Annotated in this window: 25 protein-coding genes; 7 read left to right on the plus strand and 18 right to left on the minus strand. The window is 69.5% G+C overall.

What is annotated here, in order from left to right:
• Nucleotides 1–9: 9 nt before the first annotated feature.
• Nucleotides 10–639 carry a PadR family transcriptional regulator gene (locus tag ABAZ39_RS14955; protein ID WP_247874922.1) on the minus strand — a complete coding sequence of 210 codons (630 nt, stop codon included), beginning with the start codon at nucleotides 637–639 and terminating at the stop codon, nucleotides 10–12.
• A gap of 241 nt (nucleotides 640–880) precedes the next feature.
• On the opposite strand from ABAZ39_RS14955, the gene ABAZ39_RS14960 reads away from it, so the two are divergent.
• From ABAZ39_RS14960 to ABAZ39_RS14975, 4 genes are read left to right on the plus strand one after another with little or no spacing between them, the layout of a single operon-like run.
• Nucleotides 881–1,810, plus strand: a complete 930-nt coding sequence (locus ABAZ39_RS14960) for a siderophore ABC transporter substrate-binding protein (protein ID WP_040133840.1) — start codon at nucleotides 881–883, stop codon at nucleotides 1,808–1,810.
• Between the two features lie 12 nt (nucleotides 1,811–1,822).
• Nucleotides 1,823–2,800, plus strand: coding sequence for an ABC transporter permease (locus ABAZ39_RS14965; RefSeq protein ID WP_207197948.1), 978 nt, complete (start codon nucleotides 1,823–1,825; stop codon nucleotides 2,798–2,800).
• Nucleotides 2,790–3,773 (plus strand): iron chelate uptake ABC transporter family permease subunit, encoded by a 984-nt coding sequence (locus tag ABAZ39_RS14970; RefSeq protein ID WP_040133841.1) that lies wholly within the window; start codon nucleotides 2,790–2,792, stop codon nucleotides 3,771–3,773. Before ABAZ39_RS14965 ends, ABAZ39_RS14970 begins: the two co-directional genes overlap by 11 nt.
• Complete coding sequence (locus ABAZ39_RS14975) at nucleotides 3,770–4,528, plus strand: iron ABC transporter ATP-binding protein (RefSeq protein ID WP_040133842.1); 759 nt, start codon at nucleotides 3,770–3,772, stop codon at nucleotides 4,526–4,528. The genes ABAZ39_RS14970 and ABAZ39_RS14975 overlap by 4 nt, the downstream gene beginning before the upstream one ends.
• A gap of 161 nt (nucleotides 4,529–4,689) precedes the next feature.
• Here ABAZ39_RS14975 and ABAZ39_RS14980 read toward each other — a convergent pair whose 3' ends face one another.
• From ABAZ39_RS14980 to ABAZ39_RS15015, 8 genes are all read right to left on the minus strand, one after another.
• Nucleotides 4,690–5,778 carry an alpha-hydroxy acid oxidase gene (locus tag ABAZ39_RS14980; RefSeq protein ID WP_040133843.1) on the minus strand — a complete coding sequence of 363 codons (1,089 nt, stop codon included), beginning with the start codon at nucleotides 5,776–5,778 and terminating at the stop codon, nucleotides 4,690–4,692.
• Nucleotides 5,779–5,921: 143 nt separating this feature from the next.
• Nucleotides 5,922–6,590, minus strand: coding sequence for a tetratricopeptide repeat protein (locus tag ABAZ39_RS14985; RefSeq protein WP_040133844.1), 669 nt, complete (start codon nucleotides 6,588–6,590; stop codon nucleotides 5,922–5,924).
• Entirely contained in the window at nucleotides 6,590–7,276 is a 687-nt protein-coding gene (locus tag ABAZ39_RS14990; protein ID WP_040133845.1) for a Fe2+-dependent dioxygenase, read from the minus strand. Before ABAZ39_RS14990 ends, ABAZ39_RS14985 begins: the two co-directional genes overlap by 1 nt.
• A 157-nt stretch (nucleotides 7,277–7,433) precedes the next feature.
• Nucleotides 7,434–9,737, minus strand: a complete 2,304-nt coding sequence (locus ABAZ39_RS14995) for a TonB-dependent receptor (protein WP_051658138.1) — start codon at nucleotides 9,735–9,737, stop codon at nucleotides 7,434–7,436.
• A gap of 369 nt (nucleotides 9,738–10,106) precedes the next feature.
• Complete coding sequence (locus ABAZ39_RS15000; RefSeq protein WP_040133846.1) at nucleotides 10,107–11,639, minus strand: glycosyl transferase family protein; 1,533 nt, start codon at nucleotides 11,637–11,639, stop codon at nucleotides 10,107–10,109.
• 137 nt (nucleotides 11,640–11,776) lie between these two features.
• Nucleotides 11,777–12,148 carry a hypothetical protein gene (locus ABAZ39_RS15005; RefSeq protein WP_040133847.1) on the minus strand — a complete coding sequence of 124 codons (372 nt, stop codon included), beginning with the start codon at nucleotides 12,146–12,148 and terminating at the stop codon, nucleotides 11,777–11,779.
• Between the two features lie 21 nt (nucleotides 12,149–12,169).
• Complete coding sequence (locus ABAZ39_RS15010) at nucleotides 12,170–12,760, minus strand: hypothetical protein (RefSeq protein WP_051658139.1); 591 nt, start codon at nucleotides 12,758–12,760, stop codon at nucleotides 12,170–12,172.
• A 53-nt stretch (nucleotides 12,761–12,813) separates the two neighbouring features.
• A complete protein-coding gene (locus ABAZ39_RS15015) occupies nucleotides 12,814–13,560 on the minus strand; it encodes a phosphatase PAP2 family protein (RefSeq protein ID WP_051658140.1) in 747 nt (248 codons plus the stop codon).
• A 244-nt stretch (nucleotides 13,561–13,804) separates the two neighbouring features.
• On the opposite strand from ABAZ39_RS15015, the gene ahcY reads away from it, so the two are divergent.
• Nucleotides 13,805–15,109, plus strand: a complete 1,305-nt coding sequence (gene ahcY, locus ABAZ39_RS15020) for an adenosylhomocysteinase (protein ID WP_040133848.1) — start codon at nucleotides 13,805–13,807, stop codon at nucleotides 15,107–15,109.
• A gap of 212 nt (nucleotides 15,110–15,321) precedes the next feature.
• Here the strand turns inward: ahcY and ABAZ39_RS15025 are convergent, their stop codons facing one another.
• The 5 genes from ABAZ39_RS15025 to ABAZ39_RS15045 form a co-directional block, all read right to left on the minus strand.
• Nucleotides 15,322–15,909, minus strand: coding sequence for a hypothetical protein (locus ABAZ39_RS15025; protein ID WP_040133849.1), 588 nt, complete (start codon nucleotides 15,907–15,909; stop codon nucleotides 15,322–15,324).
• 79 nt (nucleotides 15,910–15,988) lie between these two features.
• Nucleotides 15,989–16,936 (minus strand): Hsp33 family molecular chaperone, encoded by a 948-nt coding sequence (locus ABAZ39_RS15030; RefSeq protein WP_040135213.1) that lies wholly within the window; start codon nucleotides 16,934–16,936, stop codon nucleotides 15,989–15,991.
• A gap of 111 nt (nucleotides 16,937–17,047) precedes the next feature.
• Nucleotides 17,048–17,962 carry an ornithine carbamoyltransferase gene (gene argF, locus ABAZ39_RS15035; protein ID WP_040133850.1) on the minus strand — a complete coding sequence of 305 codons (915 nt, stop codon included), beginning with the start codon at nucleotides 17,960–17,962 and terminating at the stop codon, nucleotides 17,048–17,050.
• Entirely contained in the window at nucleotides 17,962–19,116 is a 1,155-nt protein-coding gene (locus tag ABAZ39_RS15040) for an aspartate aminotransferase family protein (protein ID WP_051658379.1), read from the minus strand. The genes argF and ABAZ39_RS15040 overlap by 1 nt, the downstream gene beginning before the upstream one ends.
• A gap of 150 nt (nucleotides 19,117–19,266) precedes the next feature.
• Nucleotides 19,267–20,070 (minus strand): ABC transporter permease, encoded by an 804-nt coding sequence (locus ABAZ39_RS15045; protein WP_035678066.1) that lies wholly within the window; start codon nucleotides 20,068–20,070, stop codon nucleotides 19,267–19,269.
• Nucleotides 20,071–20,150: 80 nt separating this feature from the next.
• Between ABAZ39_RS15045 and ABAZ39_RS15050 the strand changes: the two genes are divergently transcribed.
• Entirely contained in the window at nucleotides 20,151–20,711 is a 561-nt protein-coding gene (locus tag ABAZ39_RS15050; RefSeq protein WP_040133851.1) for a regulatory protein RecX, read from the plus strand.
• 74 nt (nucleotides 20,712–20,785) lie between these two features.
• A complete protein-coding gene (locus ABAZ39_RS15055; protein ID WP_040133852.1) occupies nucleotides 20,786–21,559 on the plus strand; it encodes a hypothetical protein in 774 nt (257 codons plus the stop codon).
• A gap of 196 nt (nucleotides 21,560–21,755) precedes the next feature.
• On the opposite strand, the gene rpmB is transcribed toward ABAZ39_RS15055, so the two are convergent.
• The 4 genes from rpmB to ABAZ39_RS15075 all read right to left on the minus strand — a co-directional run bounded on the left by rpmB (nucleotide 21,756) and on the right by ABAZ39_RS15075 (nucleotide 24,898).
• Nucleotides 21,756–22,058 carry a 50S ribosomal protein L28 gene (rpmB, locus tag ABAZ39_RS15060; RefSeq protein ID WP_014198082.1) on the minus strand — a complete coding sequence of 101 codons (303 nt, stop codon included), beginning with the start codon at nucleotides 22,056–22,058 and terminating at the stop codon, nucleotides 21,756–21,758.
• Nucleotides 22,059–22,222: 164 nt separating this feature from the next.
• Nucleotides 22,223–23,065 (minus strand): phasin family protein, encoded by an 843-nt coding sequence (locus ABAZ39_RS33065; protein ID WP_051658141.1) that lies wholly within the window; start codon nucleotides 23,063–23,065, stop codon nucleotides 22,223–22,225.
• Between the two features lie 195 nt (nucleotides 23,066–23,260).
• Nucleotides 23,261–24,259 carry a methylmalonyl Co-A mutase-associated GTPase MeaB gene (meaB, locus tag ABAZ39_RS15070; protein WP_014198080.1) on the minus strand — a complete coding sequence of 333 codons (999 nt, stop codon included), beginning with the start codon at nucleotides 24,257–24,259 and terminating at the stop codon, nucleotides 23,261–23,263.
• Between the two features lie 81 nt (nucleotides 24,260–24,340).
• Nucleotides 24,341–24,898 carry a biliverdin-producing heme oxygenase gene (locus ABAZ39_RS15075; protein ID WP_040133853.1) on the minus strand — a complete coding sequence of 186 codons (558 nt, stop codon included), beginning with the start codon at nucleotides 24,896–24,898 and terminating at the stop codon, nucleotides 24,341–24,343.
• Nucleotides 24,899–24,927 lie beyond the last annotated feature (29 nt).

Below are 24,927 nucleotides of genomic sequence, written 5' to 3' on the forward strand. Positions count from 1 at the left end.
ACGGCGTGTTCAGGGAAGACGTTCAATGCGCTGGGCCGCCTCGTCGAGGATCGAGACGGCGGCGTGCACCGTGTCCGCGTCGACGCCCTCGCGGCCCAGCCGGTGCATCAGCACGGCCTTCAGATTCTCCATGGCGCGGCGGATCGGGGCACCGTCGGTGTGGGCCCGCCGGGTCGCCAGGGTAGCGAGGCGGGCGAACAGGGCCTCGACGGTGGCCGCATCCTGGGCGAGTTGGGCGGTGCCCTCCGGGGTCACGGCGAAGGGCTTGCGCGCGCCCTCGGCGTCGGCCTTGGCGATGTGGCCCATCTCCTCCAGCAGCGACAGCGTCGGGTAGATCACACCGGGGCTGGGCACGTAGCCGCCGCCGGTCAGCTCCTCGACGGCGCGGATCAGGTCGTAGCCGTGCCGCGGCTCGTCGGCGATCAGCCGCAGCAGGACCAGCCGCAGTTCCGACGCCTCGAAGACGCCGCGCCGGCCACCGCGCCCACCGCGCCGCTCGTGATGCTCATGGCCCCAGCCGCTCTCCGCGGCGTGACGGCCGCCACCGAGACGGGGACCGCCGCCATGGGGGCCATCGCCGTGCGGGCCGGGATGATGGCGGCGCATCCGGCCGCAGAAGGGATTCGGGAAAAACCTCATGACAGGGGCTCCACTGTGTTTCGATAGGTCAAAGATATATCGTGACATGTCGCAATACAAGCCCCCAAGACACTTTCCCCCTTTCCCCAGATGGGAGAAGGAACGCGGCCATCCTCAGCTACGCCCGCCAAGCATACTGCGAATGCGAGCAATTCGCATTGACGATCCGCCGCGTTCGGGACCACAGTGCGCCCGCCCTTCCGGCATAGGCCGCCCCGGCAAAGTTGAAGGAGAGTCAAGGATGAAGCTGACCCGACGCCACGCCCTCGCCATGACCGCCGCCGTGGTCGGCTTGGCCGCCCTGGCTCCCATCCCGGGTTACGCCCAAGGCATGACGGTGCGGCACGCGCAGGGCGAGACCCGGCTTCCCGCCAAGCTCGACCCCGTCCTGGTCTTCGACATGACCGCGCTGGACACGCTCGACGCGCTGGGCGTGGCGATCGCCGGGGTGCCCACGGGGCTGAAGCCGCCGCACCTCGCCAAGTATGACGGGCCGTCCTACACGAAGATCGGCACCATGTTCGAGCCCGACTACGAGGCGGTAAACGCCGCCGAGCCCGGCCTGATCATCGCCGGCGGCCGCTCCGCCCCGAAATACGCCGAGCTGTCGCGCATCGCGCCGACGCTCGACATGACGACCGACCAGAAAGACTTCCTGAACAGCTCGATTGCAAACGCCGAGACGCTGGGCCGCATCTTCGGCAAGACCGCCGAGGTCGAGCAGAAGCTGGACCGGCTGCGCGCCTCCATCGCCGAGCTGAAGGCGGTGGCGGGCAACGCGGGCAAGGGCCTGCTGGTCCTGACCACCGGCGGCAAGATGAGCGCCTACGGGCCGGGATCGCGCTTCGGCATCCTGCACTCGGAGTTCGGAATCCAGCCGGCCGCCCCCGACCTGAAGGTCGCCAACCACGGGCAGGCCATCTCCTTCGAGTTCATCCTGGAGACCAACCCGGACTGGCTGTTCGTGATCGACCGCGACGCCGCCATCGGGCAGGACGGCAAGCCGGCCCGGCAGTTCCTCGACAACGACATCGTCCGCCGCACCACCGCGTGGCAGAAGAACCAGGTCGTCTATCTGAACGGCGGCAACTGGTACATCGTCGGCGGCGGGCTGGCGGCGCTCCAGCAGGATGTGGACGATCTCCTGGCGGCGCTGTCCAAGAAGTCCTGACCCGTGAAGACCCTGCCAATCGCCACGCTCCCGCTGGCGACCGTGGGCATCGGCCTGCTGGCCGTGTGGAGCCTGTTCGTCGGCGTCAGCGACGTGAGCCTCGCGACGCTGTTCGGTGGCACTCCGGGTGGCGCCCCGGACCAAGCCACCCAGGTCCTGCTGGTCAGCCGGCTGCCCCGGACGCTGGCCCTGATCCTGGCCGGCGCGGCCATGGCGGTGTCGGGCCTGCTCCTCCAGATGCTGGTGCGCAACCGCTTCGTGGAGCCCTCCACCGCCGGCACCGCGGAATCGGCCATCTTCGGCATGATGATGGTCTCGCTGCTGGCGCCGGAGATGCCGGTGTTCGGGCGCATGGCCGTCGCCAGCCTGTGCGCGCTGGCCGGGACGGGGCTGTTCCTGGCGATCCTGCGGCAGGTGCCGCTGCGCTCGCCGCTGGTGGTGCCGCTGGTCGGCATCATGCTGGGCGGGGTCATCACGGCGATGACCGAGTTCATCGCCTACCGCCAGGACCTGATCCAGTCGGTGCGCGGTTGGGAGACCGGAGACTTCTCCGCCATCCTGCTCGGCCGCTACGAGCTGCTGTGGCTGAGCGCCGCCCTGACCGGCGTCGCCTATCTGGCGGCGGACCGCTTCACCGTCGCCGGGATGGGGCGGGACGTCGCCACCAACCTGGGCATCGACCACCGCAAGGTGATGGCGCTGGGGCTGGTCATCGTGTCGATGACCACCGCGGCGGTGATCGCCACCTGCGGCATGATCCCCTTCCTGGGGCTGATCGTTCCCAACGTCGTCAGCCTCGTCCGCGGCGACAACATGCGCGGGTCCCTGCCCTGGGTCGCGCTGATGGGGGCCGGGCTGGTGCTGGCCTGCGACATCGCCGGGCGGCTGGTGATCCATCCCTACGAAATCCCGATCGGGACGATGATGGGGGTGATCGGCAGCGCCCTGTTCCTCTACCTGCTGCTGCGGAGGAACGGCCATGCCGGCTGACCGCCGCATCCTCTCGCCGACGGTCGTCCTGGGCGGCCTGTCGGCGCTGACCCTGCTGGCGATCGCGCTGTTCATGACGCTGGGCGCGCGCGGCAAATGGGACTTCATCCTGGCCTTCCGCGGCACCAAGGTCGCCGCGATGGTGCTGGTCGGCTACGCCGTCGCCGTGTCGACCGTCCTGTTCCAGACGATCACCAACAACCGCATCCTCACCCCCTCGGTGATGGGCTTCGACCATCTCTACCGGATGATCCAGACGGTGCTGGTCTTCCAGTTCGGCAGCGGGCTGGTGGCGTCGCTCGATCCGCGGCTGCGCTTCGGGGTGGAGGTGGCGTCGATGGTCGTCTTCTCCGGCCTGCTCTACTGGTGGCTGTTCAACGGCGCGGGGCGCGGCGACAACCGGCGCAGCCTGCATCTGCTGCTCCTCGTCGGCATCGTCTTCGGCGTGCTGTTCCGCAGCTTGACCAGCTTCCTCCAGCGCATCATCGACCCCAACGAGTTCCTGACGGTGCAGGACCGGCTGTTCGCCAACTTCAACCGGGTGGATGTCGAGCTGCTGACGGTGTCGGCGCTGGTCGTGCTGGCGGTGTCGCTGGTCGGCTGGCGGTGGCGGCGCACCTTCGACGTGCTGGCGCTGGGGCGCGACGCCGCGATCAACCTCGGCGTGGAGCACCGGCGCGCGGTGATGGCGGTGCTGGTGATGGTGTCCATCCTGGTGTCGGTGTCCACGGCTCTGGTCGGGCCGATCACCTTCTTCGGGCTGCTGGTCGCCAACCTCGCCTATCTGGTGGTCCGCTCGCACCGGCACGCGCTGATCCTGCCCGCCGCGGTGCTCCTCGCCGTGCTGACGCTGGTCGCCGGCCAGCTCGTGCTGGAGCGGGTGTTCGGCTACAACGCCGCGCTCAGCATCGTCATCGAGTTCGTGGGCGGTCTCGCCTTCCTGTTCATCCTGGTGCGGGGTTCGGCCCGATGATCGACGTCAAGAACATCACGAAGCGCTACAACGGCACCGTCGTCGTCGACGGGGTGTCCCTGTCCCTGACGGCGGGCGGGGTGATCTCGCTGATCGGGGCGAACGGGGCCGGCAAGTCGACGCTGCTGTCGATCATCAGCCGCCTGCTGCCGATGTCCTCGGGCACGGTGGCGATCGACGGGCTGGACGTGACCACCACGCCGGGCGAGGTGCTGGCCCGCCGCCTGTCCATCCTGCGCCAGGACAACCAGATCATGTCCCGCCTGACGGTGGAGGACCTCGTCGCCTTCGGCCGCTACCCGCACAGCAAGGGCCGCCTGACCGACGAGGACCACAAGCACATCCGCAACGCGCTGCGCTATCTGGACCTGGAGCCGCTGGCCGGGCGCTTCCTGGACGAGCTGTCGGGCGGCCAGCGCCAGCGCGCCTTCATCGCCATGGTGCTGTGCCAGGACACCGAATACATCCTGCTCGACGAGCCGCTGAACAACCTCGACGTCAAGCACGCCGTGGCGATGATGAAGCTGTTCCGCCGCACCGCCGACGAATTCGGCAAGACCATCGTGCTGGTGCTGCACGACATCAACTTCGCCTCCTGCTACTCCGACCGCATCGTCGCGATGCGCGACGGCCGGGTGGTGCACCAGGGGCCGCCGGAGGTCATCATCACGCCCGAGGTGATCCGCGACGTCTACGGCGTCGAGGCCCAGGTGATGGAGAACGCCGGCCAGCGCATCGCGCTGTACTACCAGTAAAGAGCACCAATTCCCCTCTCCCGCCCCGGGAGAGGGTGCCCGCAAAGCGGGCGGGTGAGGGTCGCACGAGGATCAAAGCCCTGATCCTTGCCGGAACCCTCACCCTTCCCGCGCTCCGCGCGGGCCCCCTCCCTCTCCCGGGGCGGGAGAGGGAAATCCAGTCACCAACGCGGTGGGTCGAAGATCACCGAACGTTCGATGTCGGCCAGCCGCGCCCGCCCGCTCAGCGCCATGGCGACCTCCAGCTCGGTCTGCAGGATGGTCAGCATGTGGGCCACCCCCGCCATGCCGCCGACCGCCAGGGCGTGCAGCACCGGCTGGCCCACCAGCACCGCGTCGGCGCCCAGCGCCACCGCCTTCAGGACGTCGGTGCCGCGCCGGATGCCGCCGTCCGCCAGGATCGGCAGGCGGCCCGCCGCGCGGGCGGCGACCAGCGGCAGAACCTCCGCCACCGCGGGCAGCGTGTCGAGCGTCCGCCCGCCATGGTTCGACACGATGATCCCCGCCGCCCCGGCCTCGATGGCGGGGTCGACGTCGTCTGGGTTCATGATCCCCTTCAGCAGCACCGGCAGCCGCGTCTCGGCGCACAGCCAGCGCACCGTGTCCCAGGTGGCGGCGGCGTGCAGCATGCCCTGGAAGACCGGACTGCCGGGGCGCGACGGGGTGAAAGTGTCCGGCGCCAGACCGGCCAGATTGACCGGGGCGATGCCGTCCGGCAGGCGGAAGCCGGCGCGCTGTTCGATGTTGCGCAGGCCGCTGACCGGCGCGTCCACCGTCAGCACCAGCGCGCGGTAGCCCGCGGCCTCCGCCCGCCGCACCAGGGCCAGCGTGTCCTCCGGCCGGGGCTGGGTATAGATCTGGAACCACAGCGGCCCGCCGGCCGCCGCCGCGACCTCCTCCAGCGTCACGCTGGACTGGGTGCTGACGGTCATCCAGGTGCCGGTGAGGCCAGCCGCTTGGGCGGTGGCCCGCTCCCCGTCGCGATGGACCAGCCGATGGAAGGCCATCGGCGCGATCAGGATGGGATAGGGCATGGCCTGCCCGAACAGCGTCGTCGCCGCGCTGGCCTGCGACAGGTCGCGCAGCGCCCGCGGCATCAGGCGCATCCGGTCATAGGCGTCACGGTTGGCCTGCCGGGTGATCCCGTCCGCCCCGGTTCCCGCGATGTAGGCGCGCGTCGCCGCATCGACGCGGGCGGTGAAATGGCGCTCGTAGTCGTAGAGCGAGACGGTGTCGGCGGGAACGCTCATCGCAGGAATCCTCAAGAAACATTCCCTCTCCCCTCCGGGGAGAGGGTTAGGGTGAGGGGGTTGCGCTTGTGCCGGACGTACCGCCACGCGCAACCCCCTCACCGGCCCTACGGGCCACCCTCTCCCCAGAGGGGAGAGGGCTATTAAGAACGGCCCTCCGCCAACTCGCCAGCCCGCCACGCCAACGCGCGCAGGCGCGGGTCGGGCTGGTCGGCCAGGGCGGCGGCCATGCCGCGGTAAAAGTCGGGGAAACCGGTTTCCAACGCCCGCGCGAACCACGCCAGCGCCTCCTCCGTCCGCCCGTCCTGGAGCAGCAGCCGGGCGTGGTTGAAGCAGCCCCAGCAGTCCCCGCCCTCCGCTGCGGCCTGGAAGAGTTGGCGGGCGCCCGCCCCGTCCTCGGCCACCGCGCGCCCGGCCTCGTGGAACAGGCCCAGCATGTTCAGCGCCTTCACGTTGCCCCGGCGGGCCGCGGCAGCGTAGAGCCGGTAGGCCTCGGCGTCGTCCGCCGGAACGCCCAGGCCGCGGCAATGCAGGTCGGCCAGATTGAACGGCGCCCACGCATCGCCCAGCTCGGCGGCCCGTCGGTAATGGGCGGCGGCCAGGACGGGGTCGGCGGGCACGCCCCAGCCGTGCTCGTGGCAGCGCCCCAGCATGTTGACGGCACGGGCGTCGCCGCTGCGGGCGGCGATGCGGAACCACTCCACCGCCTGCGCCCGCTCGGCCCCGCCGCGGTCGAGGCACTGCTGCCCCAGGGCGAGTTGCACGTCGATGATGCCCGGCCCTTCCGTGGAACAGGCAGCGATCCCGGCCATCACACCTCCGCCCAGCGCCGCAGCAGGTTGTGGTAGTGGTTCACCAGGGCCAGCACGGACGGGTGCTGGTCGCCCAGCTCCCGGCGCAGGTCGATGATCGCGACGTCGAGGTCGTAGAGCATCGCCCGCATCCCGTCGTCCTTGACCAGCGACTGCGTGAAGAAGAAGGAGGCCCAGCGCGAGCCGCGCGTCACCGGGGTCACCCGGTGCAGGCTGCTGGACGGATAGACCACCGCGTGCCCCGCCGGCAGCTTCACGCCCTTGGTGCCATAGGTGTCCTCGACGACCAGATCGCCGCCGTCATACTCGCCGGGATCGCTGAGGAAGATCGTGGTGGAGACGTCGGCCCGCAGGCGCATGCCGCCGGTGCCCGGAATGGCCCGGATGGCGTTGTCCACATGGTTGCCGTAGGTCATGTCCAGGTCGTAGCGGTTGAACATGGGCGGCAGGACGCGCAGCGGCAAGGCCGCGGAGTTGAAGGCCGGGTTGCGCCCCAGCGCCTTCAGGATGACCACACCCAGCTCGCGGGCGGTGTCGCTTTCCTCCGGGATCTGCAGGTTGTTCTTGGCCAGCACCGCCTGGGAGCCCGCGGTGACGCGGCCATCGACCCAGGGCGACGCCTCCAGCACCGCGCGGCAATGGGCGACCTCGTCGGCGGTCAGAACGTCGGGGATTTGCAGAAGCACGGGGAGGAATCCTTTTGCAGAAGAAGACAGGGCGACCCCACCGCTTGTCCCCTCTCCCCTCTGGGGAGAGGGTTAGGCGGCAAAAGCCCTATACATGGAAGAAGGCCGGACCGGCCCCCGGAGGATGGTCCGGGAACGCGGTCCGGCCTGACCGGGATCAGAAGGTGACGCCGGCGGTCAGCATGAAGGTGCGGCCCGAGGCCGGCACCGCGCGCGAGGCGTTGAAGGCCGAGGCGTAGTTGCGGTGGTCGGTCAGGTTGTAGGCGTTGAGCGCCAGGGACAGGTTATTGATCTCGTAGGACACCACGCTGTCCAGCGACACCGTCTCCGGCACGCGGCCGGTGTTGGCGCTGTCGGCCCAGTATTCCGAGGCGTACTGGATGCCGCCGCCGACCATGACCTTGCCGGGCACGACGCCGGGGGCGAACTCGTAGGTCGACCACAGGCTGGCGTTGTGCTTCGGCACGTTCGGGGCCTCGTTGCCGACGACCGCCGCGTTGGTGCGCGACTCCTTGATCTCGCCGTCGAGGTAGGCGTAGCTGGCGTAGACGCTCCAGCCCTCGACCACCTTGCCGCTCACCCCGGCCTCGAAGCCGCGGATGCGGGTGCCCAGACCGGCCTCGGAGAAGCCGTCGGTGACCGTGCCGGTGGCCGGATCGACCGAGTAGGTGTTGCTCTTCTCGATCTGGAACAGGGCGCCGTTCAGACCCAGCCGCCCGCCGAAGAAGTCGGCCTTGCCGCCGATCTCGTACAGGTCGGTCTTTTCCGGATCGAAGTCACGCCCATTGCGCGGGGTCTCCGCCGTGCCGTTGGTGAGCTGCGCGGCGATGTCCACGCCGATCGGCTTGTTGGAGCGCGCGTAGGAGACATACAGGGACGCGTCCTTGGTCGGCTCGTAGATCAGGCTGGCCGAGGGGCTGAGCGTCCGGGTGCTGGCGCTGCCGCCCGCCACCGTCGGATCGGAGGCGCGGAAGGTGCTGCGGAAGTAATCCCAGCGCAGGCCGCCCTGCACCGAAAGCTGCTCGAACAGCCACACGCGGTCGGTGATGAACAGGCCGGTGTTGGCGACGCTCGATTCACGCACGCCGGTCGCCGGGTAGGTGAGGAAGGCGTTGGCCGGGTAGCTGTGGCTGGGGTTGCGGATGGTCTGGGTGTTGGTGCGGTTGACCCAGGTGCCACCGCGCCGCTCGTCCTTCTGATAGCTGAGGTCAAGCCCGCCGTTCACCTTGTGGTAGAGGCCAAGGAAGGTGCCCTCCGCCTTGGCGCCCGCGACGTTCTGGACGCCCCAGCCCTTCTGCTTGAAGGCGAGGCCGCCGCCGGCGCCGTAGGCGATCACCGGGTTGCCGCCGTTCAGGAAGAGCGTGCTGCTGGCCGCGGTCAGCGCCGCCGGGGCGGTGGAGACGAAATCGCGCTCGTAATGGCTGTAGCGGCTGTCGTTGTAGAAGGACAGGTTCTTGCTGACCTCATGCGCCAGGGTCGAGGTCACGACGTGGTTCTCAGTGTCGTCGCGGTCCTGGTTGCGGACGTAGGACGTGGACCGGTCGAGCCCGAACTCGGGCGCCGGACGGAAGGTGCCGTCGCGGCCGCGGATCATCGGCACGCCCATGTCCGGGATCTTATCGCCGTCGAGGTAGGAGTAGTTCAGGTGCCAGGTCGTCGGGGTGCCCAGCCCGACGCCGAGGTCGGCGGCGATGCCCTTGCGCTTGGCCTCGACCTCGTCGCGGTCGGCGACGTCCTGGTCGTGGTACAGGCCATTGATGCGCAACGCCGTCGTCTCGTTGATCGGCTGGTTCACGTCCACCGTGGTGCGGTAGGTGGGGCCGGAGCCGACCGATTGCTCGACCTTGTAGCGCTTGTCCAGCCCGGCCTTTTTGGTGCCCTGGTTGATGACGCCGCCGGAGTTGCCGACGCCGAAGCCGTTGCCCGACGGGCCCTTGAAGACCTGCACCGTCTCGGTGTTGAAGACGTCGTGGGTGTAGACGCCGAAGTCCTTCAGGCCGTCGGTGTAGATGTCGCCGCGGGCGGTCAGGCCGCGGATGCGGAACTGGTCGCCGTTCTGGCCGCCGTTGCCCTCGCCGGTCGAGATGGTGATGCCGGGGACGTTGCGCAGGACCTGTTCCAGGGTCGTCGCGCGCTGCTGCTCGATGATCTCTTCCGGAACGACGTTGACGACGCGGGGCGTGTCCTTGACGGTGTCGGGCAGGCGGGAGATGCCGGTGGGCTTGGCGTTCACGTTCCCGGTGTCGGCCGGACGGTCGGCGCCCACCCGAACCGGGTCGAGGACGGTGGCGTCACCGGCCGCGGCGCCCGGCGCGTTCCCCGCGCCAGACCCGGCCCCCGATCCGGCCGTCTGAGCCTCGGCCACCGTCGCCAGGGTGGAAAAGGACATCGCCAGCCCCGCCGTCGCGGCGGCGCCGGCGATGATGGGTCGGAGGCGGTCGGGGACATTCGATTGCAACATAAGGCTCTCCCGAAAAGTCGTCGTGGCGGATGCGCCGATCAGCGGCGGGTATCTACCAATCGGGGAGGCGCCCCCTTCAACGGCGATCATTCAGAATAATTCTAAATTGCAAAATCCCCCCTATTCAGCCCCAACGCATGCAGGGATATGCTGTTTGTCGGAGTCCCTTGGCAGACCCTCCGCAAGCTCGCGCAGAGGGCGTCTCACGCCAATTTTTCCATTACATTACAATAATTTAAAGACTCTGTTCAGAGGCTTTCACAGGTCCGGGCGGGGCGGGAGAGGCCGAACTGTTGCAAAGCAGCAACGCCGATAATAAGAATTATTCGCAATATGCAGAAGCGCCGCAGGCCGAACGTCTTTTCTACGTCAGGGTGGACTCTGCACAGCCATCGCGCCCTGCCCGAGACGGGCCTTCCAGAGCTGTTCGGCCAGCCGCAAGGCGTCGGCGAAGGCCGGTCCGGTGGCGCCGGGAAGGGCGAACAGGGCGAAGGCCGCGGTGCCGATGATGATCCGCTCGGCCCGCGCATCGCGCACGGCACCGGTCCACACCCCCTGCCAGTACTCCAGGCTGGTGCCGCGCGGGCGCGGCGTGGGCGGCGGCTCGTCCATGCAGGCGGGCAGGATGAGGTCCTCCGCCTCGCCATTGACCAGACGGTGGATGGAAGAAGGGCGGAAGGGCGTGAACTGGGCGACGTCGCGCACGCTGCCCAGCACGGCCATGTGCTTCCAGCCGAGGATGCGCGCGGCGTCGCGGTGGAGTTCCCGGTAGGTCGGCTTGGCCGCGCCCAACAGGGAAGTCTTGGCCTTGGACGGCTTCAGCAGATGCACGGCCTCGAACACAGCGGAGCGGGTCTGGGTCAGCCGGTGCAGCCCGATCAGCCGGTAGATCTGCGGGGACAGGGCGGCGAGCGGCGCGTAGGCGATCCGCTGCGCCGCCAGCGCCGCCGTGATCTCCCGCGCGTTGGTGCAGACCGGGATACCCACGGTGGGCGCGATGAACTCGTAACGTCCAGACGCCGCGCTGCAGCCCGTGCTGCCGTGCAGCAGCACCCGGTGGCCGGCCTGCGCGACCAGCCGCGCCGCGTGGAAGAACCAGGGCGGGTTGTGGTAGTTGGGCGAGGTGAAGCAGGGCCAGTCGATGTCCGCCTGGATCGTCCGGCCCAGCCCGGCGGCGACGTGCGCCCGCATCGCCCGCACCAGTCCGGCCAGTTCCGGCGCGGTGGAGCCGCGCATCCGCATCATCCCGAGAAGCGCGCCGACCTGGACCGGATCGGCCTCGCCCGCCAGGATGATGGTCATCGCCTCCTCCGCCTCCTCGGCGGTCAGCGGGCGTCCGTGGCCGCCGCCGGCGATGCCCAGCACGCCGATGTGGCGGGCCAGCCGGTCCTGCGCAGTGGCGTCCGGCGCGATCCTCTCCAGTTTCGCGTCGATCTGGGCCGGAGACGGCTGTCCCTCCAGCAGGCCGGCCGGACGCACCTGAAGCGGCGGCGCGTCGATGGCGGTCGGCACGTTCCAGCGGGGATCGAAGGTTTCGTCGAGCGCCGGGCGTTCCATCGACGGCTCGAACAGGGCGTCGATCCCACGGGCCAGCGCCTGCACGCGCGGGCGCAGTGCTTCGGCGAAGGGCGTCGGCACCAGACCGCGGCCCGAGCGGATGAACAGGGGATCGCCGAACTCCTCGCGCATCTGCGCCAGAAGCCGGCTGAGCGCCGAGGTCTGCAGACCGAGGTCGCGGGCGGCCAGCGTGACGTTCCGTTTCGACAGCAGCGCGTCCAGCGCGACGATCAGACGGCCACGAGGCAGCCGATTCTCCTGGCCGCCGGGGGCAGCCTTGCCCGGAGCGGACGCCTCCGGCACCGGCGCTGGACGAGGCGCCGCGCCCTTCCTCTTGTCCATCATGTGCGTTCAGCCCGAATGCGGTTGCCTGGCCGGTTCACGGCTGCATACCATGATAATGATACGCATTTGCATGCCAACGCAACACGGCTGGTCCGCCCTCCGGCCCCGCGACGGACGGGGCCGGAGGCTTGTGCTCCCTAGTCCTCGGAGTCCACGGGCTTGGGGGCCGCGGCCTGCTCCGCCTGGATCCGCTCGACGATGCGGGTCAGCGCCGCCGCGTCCAGGGGGCTGTCCATGTTCAAGTCCTGGGCGAACTTGCGGATCACGCCGATGGCGCGGCGCCGGGTCACGATGTCCACGTCACCGGGCCGCGTCCGCTCGACCACCGGCCCCTTGTAGTAGCCGCTGCCGACACGCCATTGGCGCTGTCCGTCCGCCCGCCATTTGGTGCCGTCGGACAGCACCATGCAGCGGTTGCCCTCGGTGAAGGCGTCGACCGTGGCAATCCTCTCCGGGCCGGTCTGGCTGTTGTGGATCGTCACCTGATCCCCGACCCTGAACGCTGTCATTGTGTGATCATCCTCTCTCAATCAGTCGCTGTCCGACACCGGGCCGCCGGAATGGAACCGCGCGCCGTGGTCGCTCTCGCGCCGCTCCTCCACCGCCGCCATCAGCCGCGACTTCGCGGTGGCGCGGCTGTCCGGCGCGCCGTCCTCCGTCCGTTGGCCCGGCGGCTGGCTCCGCGAGGCGGAGCGCACGCCGTTCAGCGCCGCCAGGAAACCGGTGGCCGGACGCATCGTCCGGCCGCCGCGCAGGCCCGGCGGGGGCCCGGCCGGTGGCGCCGAAGGCGACGACGCCGGAGGTTCCGGCTTCGCCGCGGCGACCGGAACGACGTCGACCTCCACCTCCTCATGCGGCGCCCGCCGTTCGGCGGCCTCGGCATGGGCGAGGCTGGTGGCGCGCTCCACGACCAGCGTCCGGCATTCGCCGTCCAGCGTTTCGTAAACGCGCTTGGCCTCGTTCAGTTCATGCAGGTCTTCGGTTTCCAGAGTGCGGTCCAGCGCGCTGGAGAGCAGCCGGAACTCCAGCACGCCCGGCACCCGCGCCTCGTCCACGGCGCGCTTCAGCACGCCGACGGCTTGCAGGGTTTCACGGTCCAAAGTGCCTTCGGGCATCGACATGCTGTGGGTTGATCGACGGGATCACCCGAAATATCGGCTGAGGACCGGCAGGGTCAAGTGCGATCCGGCACCGGTCCGGCTTCACCCTCCGGTTCGACAGCACCGCGTCTTTGCAGCCACAGGGCGACGAGCCAGCACAGCGCGGCCCAGCCCGCCCCGACGCACCAGCCCGCCAGGACGTCGGTCGGCCAATGGACGCCGAGATAGACGCGGCTGCACCCGACCAGCAAGGTCACCACCATCGCCACGACGAGCACGTAAGCCTTCTGCCGCCGCCCCTCGACGAAGCGGGCCAGCATGGCGCCCAGCGTCAGGAAGACGACGGCCGACAGCAGCGAATGGCCGCTGGGGAAACTGGCGGTGAAGACGATGTCGCCGTGGGGGACGATGTCCGGGCGCTCCCGCCCGATCTGGTTCTTCAGCAGGCTGCTGATCGCCATGCCGCCGCCGACCGACAGCAGCACCAGGAGCGACGCCCCGCGCTTCCCCTGAAGCAGCAGGAACCCCACCGTCACCGCGGTGATCAGCGACAGCACGGTGATGCTGCCCAGCGCCGTGACGTCGCGCGCCGCGTTGTGAAGCCAGGGCGGTCCCAGCGGCATCGCCGGATCGCCGGCCACCCGCAGCGCCAGCAGCACCGCGCGGTCGAAGGCCGCCGTCTCGCCCTCGATCACCTCGCCGGCCAGCAGGGCGAAGGCCAGGATCAGCCCGGCGCTGACCGCCATGCCGACGAGAAGCCGCAATTCGTGCCGGCCGAGCCTCGTCCAGAAGCCGGGTGCCCTCAATCCTGCCAGCGCCATCGCCCGTCCCCTGCCTCCCGTCCGTCACAGACCGGTTATGGGAACGCCGGCCCGCACGGAAAAGGTCCGCCGGGCCGGAACGGCTGCAGCCAAGCGGTTGGCCGCGACCGGTTGCCCCGCAAACATAAAGATATCTTTATGCTTGCGGGGTTCCGAATGCGCTGCTACACCAACGCCACAGCGGGCCGGTGCGCCCGCCCCTTTTCATTGCTGTACCGCAAACAGCCGCGCAGGAGACCCCCCGATGGCCGCGCCCGCCAACTTCACCGACTTCAAGGTCAAGGACATCAGCCTCGCCGAGTGGGGCCGCAAGGAAATCACCATCGCCGAGACCGAGATGCCCGGCCTGATGGCGCTGCGCGCGGAGTTCGGCGAGACGAAGCCGCTGGCCGGCGCCCGCATCGTCGGCTGCCTGCACATGACCATCCAGACCGCCGTGCTGATCGAGACGCTGACCGCTCTCGGCGCGACCGTCCGCTGGTCCTCCTGCAACATCTTCTCGACCCAGGACCAGGCCGCCGCCGCCATCGCCGCGGCCGGCATCCCGGTCTTCGCCTGGAAGGGCGAGACGGAGGAGGAGTTCTGGTGGTGCATCGAGCAGACCCTGCGCGGTCCCGATGGCTGGACCCCGAACATGATCCTGGACGACGGCGGCGACGTCACCCAGATCATGCACGACAAGTATCCGGAGATGCTGGCCGAGGTCCGCGGCCTGTCGGAGGAGACCACCACCGGCGTCCACCGTCTCTATGAGATGATGAAGAAGGGCACGCTGAAGGTTCCGGCCATCAACGTGAACGACAGCGTCACCAAGTCGAAGTTCGACAACCTCTACGGCTGCCGCGAGTCGCTGGTCGACGGCATCAAGCGTGCCACCGACGTGATGGTGGCCGGCAAGGTCGCCGTGGTCGCCGGCTACGGCGACGTGGGCAAGGGCTCCGCCGCCTCGCTGCGCTCGCAGGGCGCGCGCGTCCTGGTGACGGAGATCGACCCGATCACCGCGCTCCAGGCCGCCATGGAAGGCTATCAGGTCGTCACGATGGACGAGGCCGCCCCGCAGGGCGACATCTTCGTCACCGCGACCGGCAACGTGGACGTCATCACGCTGGACCACATGCGCCAGATGAAGGACCGCGCCATCGTCTGCAACATCGGCCACTTCGACAGCGAGATCCAGATCGAGGCTCTTCGCAACTACAAGTGGGAAGAGGTCAAGCCGCAGGTTGACGAGGTCGTCTTCCCCGACGGCAAGCGCCTGATCGTCCTGGCCCAGGGCCGCCTGGTGAACCTGGGCTGCGCCACCGGCCACCCGAGCTTCGTGATGAGCGCCAGCTTCACCAACCAGGTGCTGGCCCAGATCGAGCTGTGGACCAACGCCGCCAGCTACGAGAACAAGGTCTACGTCCTGCCGAAGCACCTGGACGAGAAGGTCGCCCGCCTGCATCTGGACAAGATCGGCGCCAAGCTGACCACGCTCTCCGCCAAGCAGGCCGAGTACATCGGCGTGAAGGTCGAAGGCCCGTTCAAGCCGGACCACTACCGCTACTAAGCGGGTCCGGACGGATCGGAACGGAAAGGGCCGCCCAATGGGCGGCCCTTTTTGTGTTTGGGGGGTGTTGGAGGTTCTTGCCCCCACCCTTCCCACGGCTTCGCCGCGGGCCCCTTCCCTCCCCCGCTGACGCAGGAGAGGGAAATTTAGTCCCCTCCCCTGCGAAGCGGGGGAGGGCTAGGGAGGGGCAAGACCTCCCCTACCGCCAAACCCTACCGCCGAACCATCGGCGCCAGATCCTTGCGGATGCCGGCGTCCAGCCGGGCGTTCAGATCGTCCATCATGCGGCGGACGAGATCCTGCAAGGTCGCTTCGCGGTCGGCCAGCGAGATGTTCTCCGGCACCGTGGTCGACTGGGTCACCGTCGCCTTGGTCATGCCGCGGAAGGTCGTCTCGCCGGGCAGTTCGCCGCCGACCTCGACCTCGATCCGCCCGTCGTAGCGCTGGGCCTGATCGTTGGTGAAATAGCCCTTCACCCCGCCGGTCTTGGGAAGCTGGACCTCGACGATGCTGGCGTCGCGGATGGTGACGCGGACGCGGCCCGGCCCGCCCGCGGCCTGGAGCCGCTCGTTGGCCCAGCGGCGCACCGCCTCGGCGGGTGGCAGGGGAATGCGCTGGTCGACGGTGGTGCCGGCCGGCCGGTGGGCGTCCACCACGTCGACGCCGCCCGCGTTCAGGACGATCGGGCCGAAGTTGGAATAGTCGATGGGCCGGGCCGCCGGACGCGGCGGCGTGCTCTGGCAGGCCGTCAGGGCCACGGTGGCGAGAGCGGCGGCGAGAACGAAACGGCGGGTGGGCATGATCGCTCCGGTGAGACGGAAAAACGGCGCGGCACTATAGCCGCGCCGTTTCCCAAGCGCATCCGGAACCTGGAGCTCCTTACTTCGCCGTCCCGTAGACCCGGTCGAGGTCCGCGTCGTCGAAGTGGTAGGCGGTGGAGCAGAACTGGCAGACCACCTCGACCCGCCCATCGTCGATCTTCAAGCTCTGCACCTCGTCCCGCGGCAGGCGGGACAGCATGTCCGACACCCGCTCGCGCGAGCAGCGGCAGCCGAAACGCAGGGCCTTGGGCTGCCAGACCCGCACGCCGTCCTCGTGGAACAGGCGGAACAGCAGGTCGCGGGCCGGCAGCTCCGGGTCGAGAAGCTCGTCGCCGGTGGTGCTGGACAGCAGGACCATGGCGCGGCGCCACGCGTCCTCGTCGCCGGAGCCGAGCACCTTCTCCGTGGCGTCCTGGGGCAGGCGCTGGATCATGATGCCGCCGGCCCGCCAGGCGCCCTTGCTGCCGTCCGGCAGGGTCTCCTGGTCCACCGACACGGTCAGGCCGGTGTCGATCTGCTCCGACTGCCGGAAATAGTGCTGCACGCAGTCGGCCAGCGTCTTGCCGTACAGCTCGACAATGCCCTGGTAGCGCTCGGTGTTCGGCCCCTGGTCCACGGTGAAGGCGATGTGGCCCTTGCCGAGCAGGGCCGGCGCCGGGGCGATGGCCACGTCGTCGCCGGCCTTGGCCAGCGCTTCCTCGTCGAACTGGGCGTAGGCGCGGATGTCGCCGACCGAGGTGATGTCCGCCACCATCAGCCGGACCGGGCCGTCGCCCTTGGTCTGGAGCGTGAAGATGCCGTCGTACTTCAGCATGCTGGACAGCAGCATGGCGAGCGTCATCGTCTCGGCCAGGAAGCGGGCGACCGGCTCCGGATAGGCGTGGCGGGTCAGGATTTCGTCCAGCGCGGGGCCCAGCTTCACCATGCGGCCGCGCAGGCGCGACGCCTCGATCTGGAAAGGCAGAACGAGATCGTCGGTGATCGGTTGGACGGAAGGATCGTCCATGATGTCCTCGAAGTTACGACAGGCCATGGCCCGGCGCCGCCATCCCGCTCATCGCGGGGGGCGGCGCCGGGCCATGACTCCAATTCCAAGGGCTCTCAGCCCCAAGTGCTCTTAAATAGTGGCGCCGAGGCACCATGCCAGTATGGCCTTCTGGGCGTGCAGGCGATTTTCCGCCTCGTCCCAGACGACCGAATGCCGGCCGTCGATCACCCCGTCAGTCACTTCCTCCCCGCGATGGGCGGGCAGGCAGTGCATGAACAGGGCGTCGGGGGCGGCGAGCGCCATCAGCGCCTCGTTGACCTGATAGGGCCCGAGGATCGCCGCCCGCTCGTCCACGTCGGTGTTGTGCATCGAGGCCCAGGCGTCGGTGACCACGCAGTCGGCGCCGCGCACCGCCTCCTCCGGCGAGGTGGTGACGGTGATGCGCCCGCCCTCGCGCTTGACCCAGTCGAGCAGTTCCGGCGCCGGGCCGTAGATGTCCGGGCAGCCGAGGCGGATCTCCACGCCGAAGCGCACCGCCACATGGACCCAGCTCACCGCCACATTGTTCACGTCGCCGATCCAGGCCACCGTGCGCCCTTCGATGGGACCGCGATGCTCCTCGAAGGTCATCACGTCGGCCATGATCTGGCAGGGGTGCGACTGGTCGGTCAGGCCGTTGATGATCGGCACCGAGGCGAACTCGGCCAGCTCGTGCACGCGCTCCTCGCCCATGGTGCGGACCATCACCGCGTCCACGTAGCGCGACAGCACGCGGGCGGTGTCGCCGATGGTCTCGCCGCGGCCGAGCTGCATGTCGTCGGGCTTCAGCACCACCACGTCGCCGCCGAGCTGGCGCATGCCCACCTCGAAGGAGACGCGGGTGCGGGTCGACGGCTTCTCGAAGATCATCGCCAGCGTGCGGCCCGCGAACAGCGAGCGGTAGGCCGGGATGTCCTTCTTGATGGTCGCGGCCATGGCGAGGATCTGGCGCAGGGTCGCCTTGTCCAGCCGGTCGATGTCGAGGAAATGACGAACGGCGGACATCACACCAGCTCCTTGGCGGTCTTGGCGAGGATGGCCACGGCCTCCTCGACCTCGGCTTCGCCGATGTTCAGCGGCGGCAGCAGCCGGACCACGTTGTCGCCGGCCGGAACGGACAGCAGGCCGTTGGCGCGCAGCGCCACCACCACGTCGCCGACCGCCGGGCCGCAGGCGAGGCCGAGCATCAGCCCCTTGCCGCGCACGCCCTTGAAGACCGCCGGATTCTCGGCCACCAGCCCGGCCAGCCGGTCCTGGAGCAGGCCGCCGATGCGCTGCACATGGTCGAGGAAGCCGGGCTCCAGCACCTTGTCCAGCACGGCGTTGCCGACCGCGGTGGCCAACGGGTTGCCGCCGTAGGTCGAGCCGTGGGTGCCGGCGGTCATGCCCGACGCCGCCTTTTCCGTGGCGAGGCAGGCGCCCAGCGGGAAGCCACCGCCGATGCCCTTGGCCACCGCCATGACGTCCGGCGTGATGCCGGCCCATTCATGGGCGAACAGCTTGCCGGTGCGGCCCATGCCGCACTGAATCTCGTCCAGGAACAGCAGCATTCCGTGCTGGTCGCACAGCGCGCGCAGGCCGCGCAGGAACTCGACCGAGCCGGCGCGGATGCCGCCCTCGCCCTGGATCGGCTCCAGGCAGATGGCCGCGGTGCGGTCGGTGATGGCCGCGCGCACCGCCTCCAGATCGCCGAAGGGCACGAGGTCGAAGCCGTCGAGCAACGGGCCGAAGCCCTTGATCAGCTTCTCCTGCTGCGCCGCCGACACCGCGGCCAGCGTGCGGCCGTGGAAGGCCTGCTCGAAGGTGATGATGCGGGTGCGGGCCTTGTCGCCCTTCTCGTAATGGTATTTGCGGATCAGCTTGGCGCCGCACTCCCACGCCTCGGCGCCCGAGTTCGTGAAGAACACGGTGTCGGCGAAGGTGGCCTCGGTCAGCCGCTTGGCGAGGCTCTCCTGCCCGGCGACCCGGAACAGGTTGGAGGTATGCCAGAGCTTGTGGGCCTGGGCGGTCAGCGCCTCGACCAGATAGGGATTCGCGTGGCCGAGGACGTTCACCGCCACACCGGCGGCGAAGTCGAGGAATCGTCGCCCGTCGGTCGCGTACAGATACGGACCTTCGCCGCGCTCGAACACGATGTCGGCGCGGGCATATGTGGGCATGACGACCGGAATCACAGCGAAAACCTCCAAATGAGGAAAGCCCGGCGGGCACCCTCGCCCGCCGGGAACCGTCGAATATCAAGATGTCACTTCACCCTGTCAACGGATTGGCTACGCCGACCGGCTGAATTCGGCCGAATTCCGGCGGATTTACGCCTTCAGCTTGTAACCCGTCTTCAGCATGCGCCAGGCCAGCCACCACAGGCCGCCGTTGACGGCCAGCATGACGAGAATCCCGATCCCCAGCGTGCCGTCCGACCGCCCGATGAAGCCGTAGCGGAAGCCGTCGATCATGTAGAAGAACGGGTCGAAATGGGCGATCCACCAGAACACCGGCGGCAGCGTCTCCACCGAATAGAAGGTGCCGGACAGGAACGACAGCGGCGTCACCACGAAGTTGGTCACCGCCGCGATGTTGTCGAACTTCTCCGACCAGATGCCGCCGACCAGCCCGAGCAGCGACAGCAGCATCGAGGCCATCAGGGCGTGGAAGATGACGAACTCCGGATGGGCGATGCGCACCGGGACGAAGGCCCAAATGGCCAGCCCGGTGACCAGCCCGACCAGCAGGCCGCGCGTCACGCCGCCCATGACGAAGCCGAAGGCCAGCTCCAGAGGGGCCATCGGCGGCATCAGGATGTCGACGATGTTGCCCTGGACCTTCGCGATCACCACGGAGGAGGAGGTGTTGGCGAAGGCGTTCTGGGCCATCGCCATCATGATCAGGCCGGGGGCCAGGAACTCCAGATAGGGCACCGTGCCGATCATCCGCACCGCACCGCCCAGCGCCAGCGCGAAGACGGCGTAGAACAGCAGGGTGGTGACCACGGGCGCCCAGACGGTCTGCTGGTGCACCTTCAGGAACCGGCGCACCTCGCGCGCGTAGAGGGTCCACAGGCCGACCCAGTTGACGGCGCCGACCTGGCGGGGCATGGGAGGGAGAGGATGAGTCATCGCACCACGATTCACAGGAACGGACCGGACTTTAGGGCGCGCCGCCCGTTCCGGCAACCGCCCCCGGACGGGAGACAGCCATGACCCGCGACCAGCCGCCGGCCCGCAAGCCGCCGCGCCGCGTGACCGCCCAGTATCTGGAGAACGCGGCCCTGCACTATCTCCAGCGCTTCGCCAGCTCCTCGGCCAGCCTGCGGCGCGTGCTGATGCGCAAGGTCGACCGCTCCGCCCAGGCCCACGGCACCGACCCGGCGGAGGGGGCGCGCTGGGTCGAGGACCTGATCGCCCGCTATCTGCGCAGCGGCCTGCTCAACGACGCGGCCTATGCGGAGATGCGGGCGGCCAGCCTGCACCGCCGCGGCACCTCGACCCGCGCCATCCGCGAGAAGCTGTCCGCCAAGGGCATCGGCCGCGACGAGGCCGACCGCGCGCTGGAGTCGCTGGACGAGGAGGTGGAGGGCGACCTGAACCTGACCGCCGCCCTGGCGCTGGCCCGCCGCCGCCGGCTCGGCCCCTACCGCCTGCCGGAGAAGCGCGCGGAATTCCGCGACAAGGATCTGGCGGCGCTGGGCCGCGCCGGCTTCGCCTACGACATCGCCCGGCGGGTGGTGGACGCCGAAGACCCCGACTCGGTGGAGTAACCCCCTCCCCTCCGTGGCCCGTTCGCCCCGCCCGGCTGTTGTTGGGCAAACGCCACCGGTTCGGGAAAGCAGACATGCGCCACGCCGCTCTCGCGGGCCTCACCCTCGCCGCCGGGCTGCTGGCCCTTGCAGGCACCGCCAGTGCGCAGGACGACAAGCGCATGGCGCTGTCGTCGGAGCTGCCGATCACCGTCGAGGACGCCGCCGCCATCGAGAAGGGCAGCGTCGATGTGAAGGTCCGCGCCTTCTTCGACCGGCTGAAGGGGGACGGCGGGCGCAACCGCCTGTCCTTCGATCCGGAACTCCAGGTCGGCGTGGCCAACGGCTTGGCGCTGAAGGTCAATCCCGGCTACCGCGTGGGCAACGCCGACGACGCGCAGCAGGGCGACGTCAAGCTGTCCGCCGAATACAACATCCGCGAACCGTCGCAGGGACGGCTGGGCCTCTCGGTGGAGCCGCTGGTCAGCATCCCCTACGGATGGGGAAGCAAGACGACCGAAGCCGGGATCACCGGGCGCCTGACCCAGCCGCTCGGCACCGCCGCCGGCGCGCCGCGCCTGCACGCCAACCTGTCCTGGCGGCATCTGTTCGATCCGGCTTCGGACGAGCGCGACAACCGCTTCATCATGGCCGCCGGGATGAACGCCCCGGTCGGCCCGGCCACCGCCGTGGCCTTCGACGTGGTCCGCGAGCAGTCGCAGGAGCGCGGCAAGGCCGACAATTTCGTGGAAGCCGGCGTCCGGCATCTTGTCGGCGAAGACCTCGCCGTGGGTGCCGGTGTCGGCGTCGGGTTCGGCCCCGATTCGCCGCGCTACCGCCTCCTGCTCGGCGTGCAGCGATCGTTCTAGACTCGTTGTCCGGAAACGACAAAACGCGCGCAAAGCCTTTCGGCGATGCGCGCGGCACTCTCAACCGGGGTTCGGTGCAACCGAGAGTCGGAGTCGTCCTGGTGTGGGGCTCAGCACCCGGCCGCGGAGTTTGCCGCTCCGCGGTAACATCACCAGAATCGCCTGGATGCGCTCCGGCGCCTCCAGGCGGTCAGCCTCAGGCCGCGACGGCCTGCTGCTTGTCCTGGGCCTTGGCGATGCGGCGCTTCAGGCGGCGCGCTTCCAGGCTGAGGACGTCGTCCTTCGCGTCGAGCAGGAAGGCGTCGAGGCCGCCCTTGTGCTCGATCGAACGGATCGCGTTGGTGGAGATACGCAGGCGCACCATCTGACCCAGAGCGTCGCTCAGCAGCGCGGTTTCCTGCAGGTTCGGCTGGAAACGGCGGCGGGTCTTGTTGTTGGCGTGGCTGACGTTGTTGCCAAACTGCGTGCCCTTGCCGGTCACGGAGCACCGACGTGCCATCGGAGTGATCCTTTATTTTAGCAAATGAAACCCGGTCCCGGGCAGCATACCGCCCGAAGGAGGCGGCGTTATAGTCGAACAAGCGCGCGCCCGTCAAGGAAGGAAGAGACGGGCGCGCGCCGATCGACGGTCCCCGGGCCGGCGGGGACCGCGATCCGGTGGAATCACTCGGCGGCGGGAGCGGCGGCCTTCTTCTCCTCAGCCTTCGGGGCGGCCTTGGGCGCTTCCGGCTTCGGCGCGTCCGCCTTGGGGGCCTCCGCCTTCTTCTCCTCGACCTTCGGGGCGGCCTTCACGTCAGCCTTCACCTCGGCCTTCGGGGCCTCCGCCTTGGGCGCCGGGGCGGGAGCCGCCTCGACCTTCGGCGTTTCGGCCTTCACCGGCTCCGCCTTCGCAACGGGCGCCTCGGCCTTCTTCTCTTCAGCCTTGGGCGCCTCGACCTTCGGAGCGGCGGCCTTGGCCGGAGAGGCCTTGCGGGCCGCCGGAGCCTTCTTCGGCGCCGGGGCGGGAGCCGGCTCGGCCTTCGCTTCCGCCTTCACCTCGGCCTTCTTCTCTTCGACCTTGGGCGCCTCGACCTTCGGAGCGTCCGCCTTCGCGGCGGCCTTCGGAACCGGCGCGGCGACCGGAGCGGCCTTGGGCGACGGGGCGGCCGGCGACAGGGCCAGCGGGCTGACGCCCAGTTCGGCGGCGATCTTCGAAGAGACGTCGAGGACGGTCTGCACTTGGTTGACGACGCGGGCCTGGGCGACGGTCGCCCATTCGCGCTGCACGGCGACGAGGTCCGCCGGGCTGCGCACCTTGGCGAATTCGCTGGCGAGGTGGGTCGTTTCGCCGATGCCGGCGGTCACGCCGTCGAGCAGGCGCCGGCAGCCGTCCTGCATCACGCCGGCGACGCGCGTGCCGCGGGCGGCGTAGGTCTCGGCATTCGCCTTGCCCAGCGGCGACAGGGCGAGAGGCCCATTGGTCAGGGGATTGAAGCGCTCGAAAAGATCCAGAAAATTGGCGGCCATGTCCTAAGGTCTCCCGTTGACGACTCGACGCGGAGGCGGTGTCGGACAAGTCAACTCCGGCTCATACCCCAGGAGACTGCGGGCAAACCTCTCGCCCAAGCGCCACGGAGGCGCTCCTTTCCCGCCCAGGCCACCTTATGCACGGGAGAATCGCGGCGCAACGGAAATGTTGCGGTGCAGCATACCCGAAAGGACCTACTCCACCGCGCGCCCGAGGAACTTTTCAAGCAAAACGCGTGCAGCGGCGGTGGGGGTGATGGCGCCGCCGGTCACGCGGGACTCCAGCGCGGACAGGTCGGCGCGCACGGCGGGATGCGCCTTGAAGGCGTCCACCAGCGTCTCGCGGATCTCGCTCCACAGCCAGGCGCGGGCCTGCTCGGCGCGGCGCGTGGCGCGGACTCCGGACGCTTCGGTGATCGCCTTGTGCTCCCCGATGGTGTCCCACACCGAATCGATGCCGGCCCTGGTGATGGCCGAGCAGCTCAGCACCGGCACGCGCCAGTCGCCGTGGCGCAGCAGGGTCAGGGCGTGGCGGTAGTCCGCGACGGTATGCCGCGCCGTGTTGGCGAGGTCGCCGTCCGCCTTGTTGACGACCACGAGGTCGGCCAGTTCCACGATGCCCTTCTTGATGCCCTGAAGCTCGTCGCCCCCGGCGGGCAGCAGCAGCAGCATGAACAGGTCGACCATGTCGGCCACCGCCGTCTCCGACTGGCCGACGCCCACCGTCTCCACCACGATCACGTCGAAGCCCGCCGCCTCGCAGATCAGCATGGCCTCGCGCGTGCGGCGGGCCACGCCGCCCAGCGTGGCGCCGGCGGGCGATGGGCGGATGAAGGCGTTCGGCTCGCGCGACAGGTCCACCATGCGGGTCTTGTCGCCGAGGATGGAGCCGCCGGTGCGCTGCGACGACGGGTCGATGGCCAGCACCGCCACCTTGTGCCCCCGCGCGATGACGTGCTGCCCGAACGCCTCGATGAAGGTCGACTTGCCCACCCCCGGCACGCCGGAAATGCCCACCCGCACCGAGTTGCCGGTGTGGGGCAGCAAAGTCTCCAGCAGGGCGTCGGCCTGGGCACGGTGGTCGCGCCGGGTCGATTCGATCAGCGTGATGGCGCGGGCAAGCGCGCGGCGGTCACCCCGCAGCACCGCGTCGGCGAGCGCGGCGGGGGTGTTGAGGGCGGGAGCGGTGGTCATGCAGGGAACCTAGCGGGCGCGGCGGGCGCGGTGAAGCCCCCGCATCGATCCGCTGCGTCGATCCGCCGGCCCCTGTAAGCGTCACGCCGCCTTCGCGGCCAGCCCGTCCAGCCAGACCTCCAGCGCGGCGAACAGGGCGACCGTCGTGGCGCAGGCGGACTGCGCCGACTCGGGCGCCTCCAGATCGCTCTCCAGCCGGGCGAGCAGCGCCTTCCACCGGCCGGCCATGTCGATCCCGGCGGATGCCAGGAAACGCGCCCCGCGCGTGGCGTCGAAGCCCAGCGCGCGGGTGACGTTGGGCAGCATCGCCCGCCCGCCATGGGCGGAGCCGTCCAGCACATAGCGCGCCGCCAGCCGCGCCGGCAGGCCGTCCAGCGCCGGCAGCGACCCGGCCACCGGCAATGAGTCCGCGTCCACCCCCAGATCGGCCAAATCGGCGCGCAGCAGGTCCAGCCGTTCGGCCCCCTCGCCCAGCGCCCGTTCGATGGGGGCGTTGAAGCCGTGCAGGGCGATCAGGGCGTCGCGGTACTCCTCCACAGAGATTGTCGGGCTGGTCAGCGGGCGCAGGACCGCCGCGCGGTCCAGCCGTTCATGAATGTCGCGGGTCGCCTCGCGCAGCGCCTGCCGTACCGGTCCCAAAGGGAAGCTCCGTCGTGATGATGGGATGA

The sequence above is a fragment of the Azospirillum argentinense genome, from assembly GCF_000632475.1.
Taxonomy (GTDB): Bacteria; Pseudomonadota; Alphaproteobacteria; order Azospirillales; family Azospirillaceae; genus Azospirillum; species Azospirillum baldaniorum.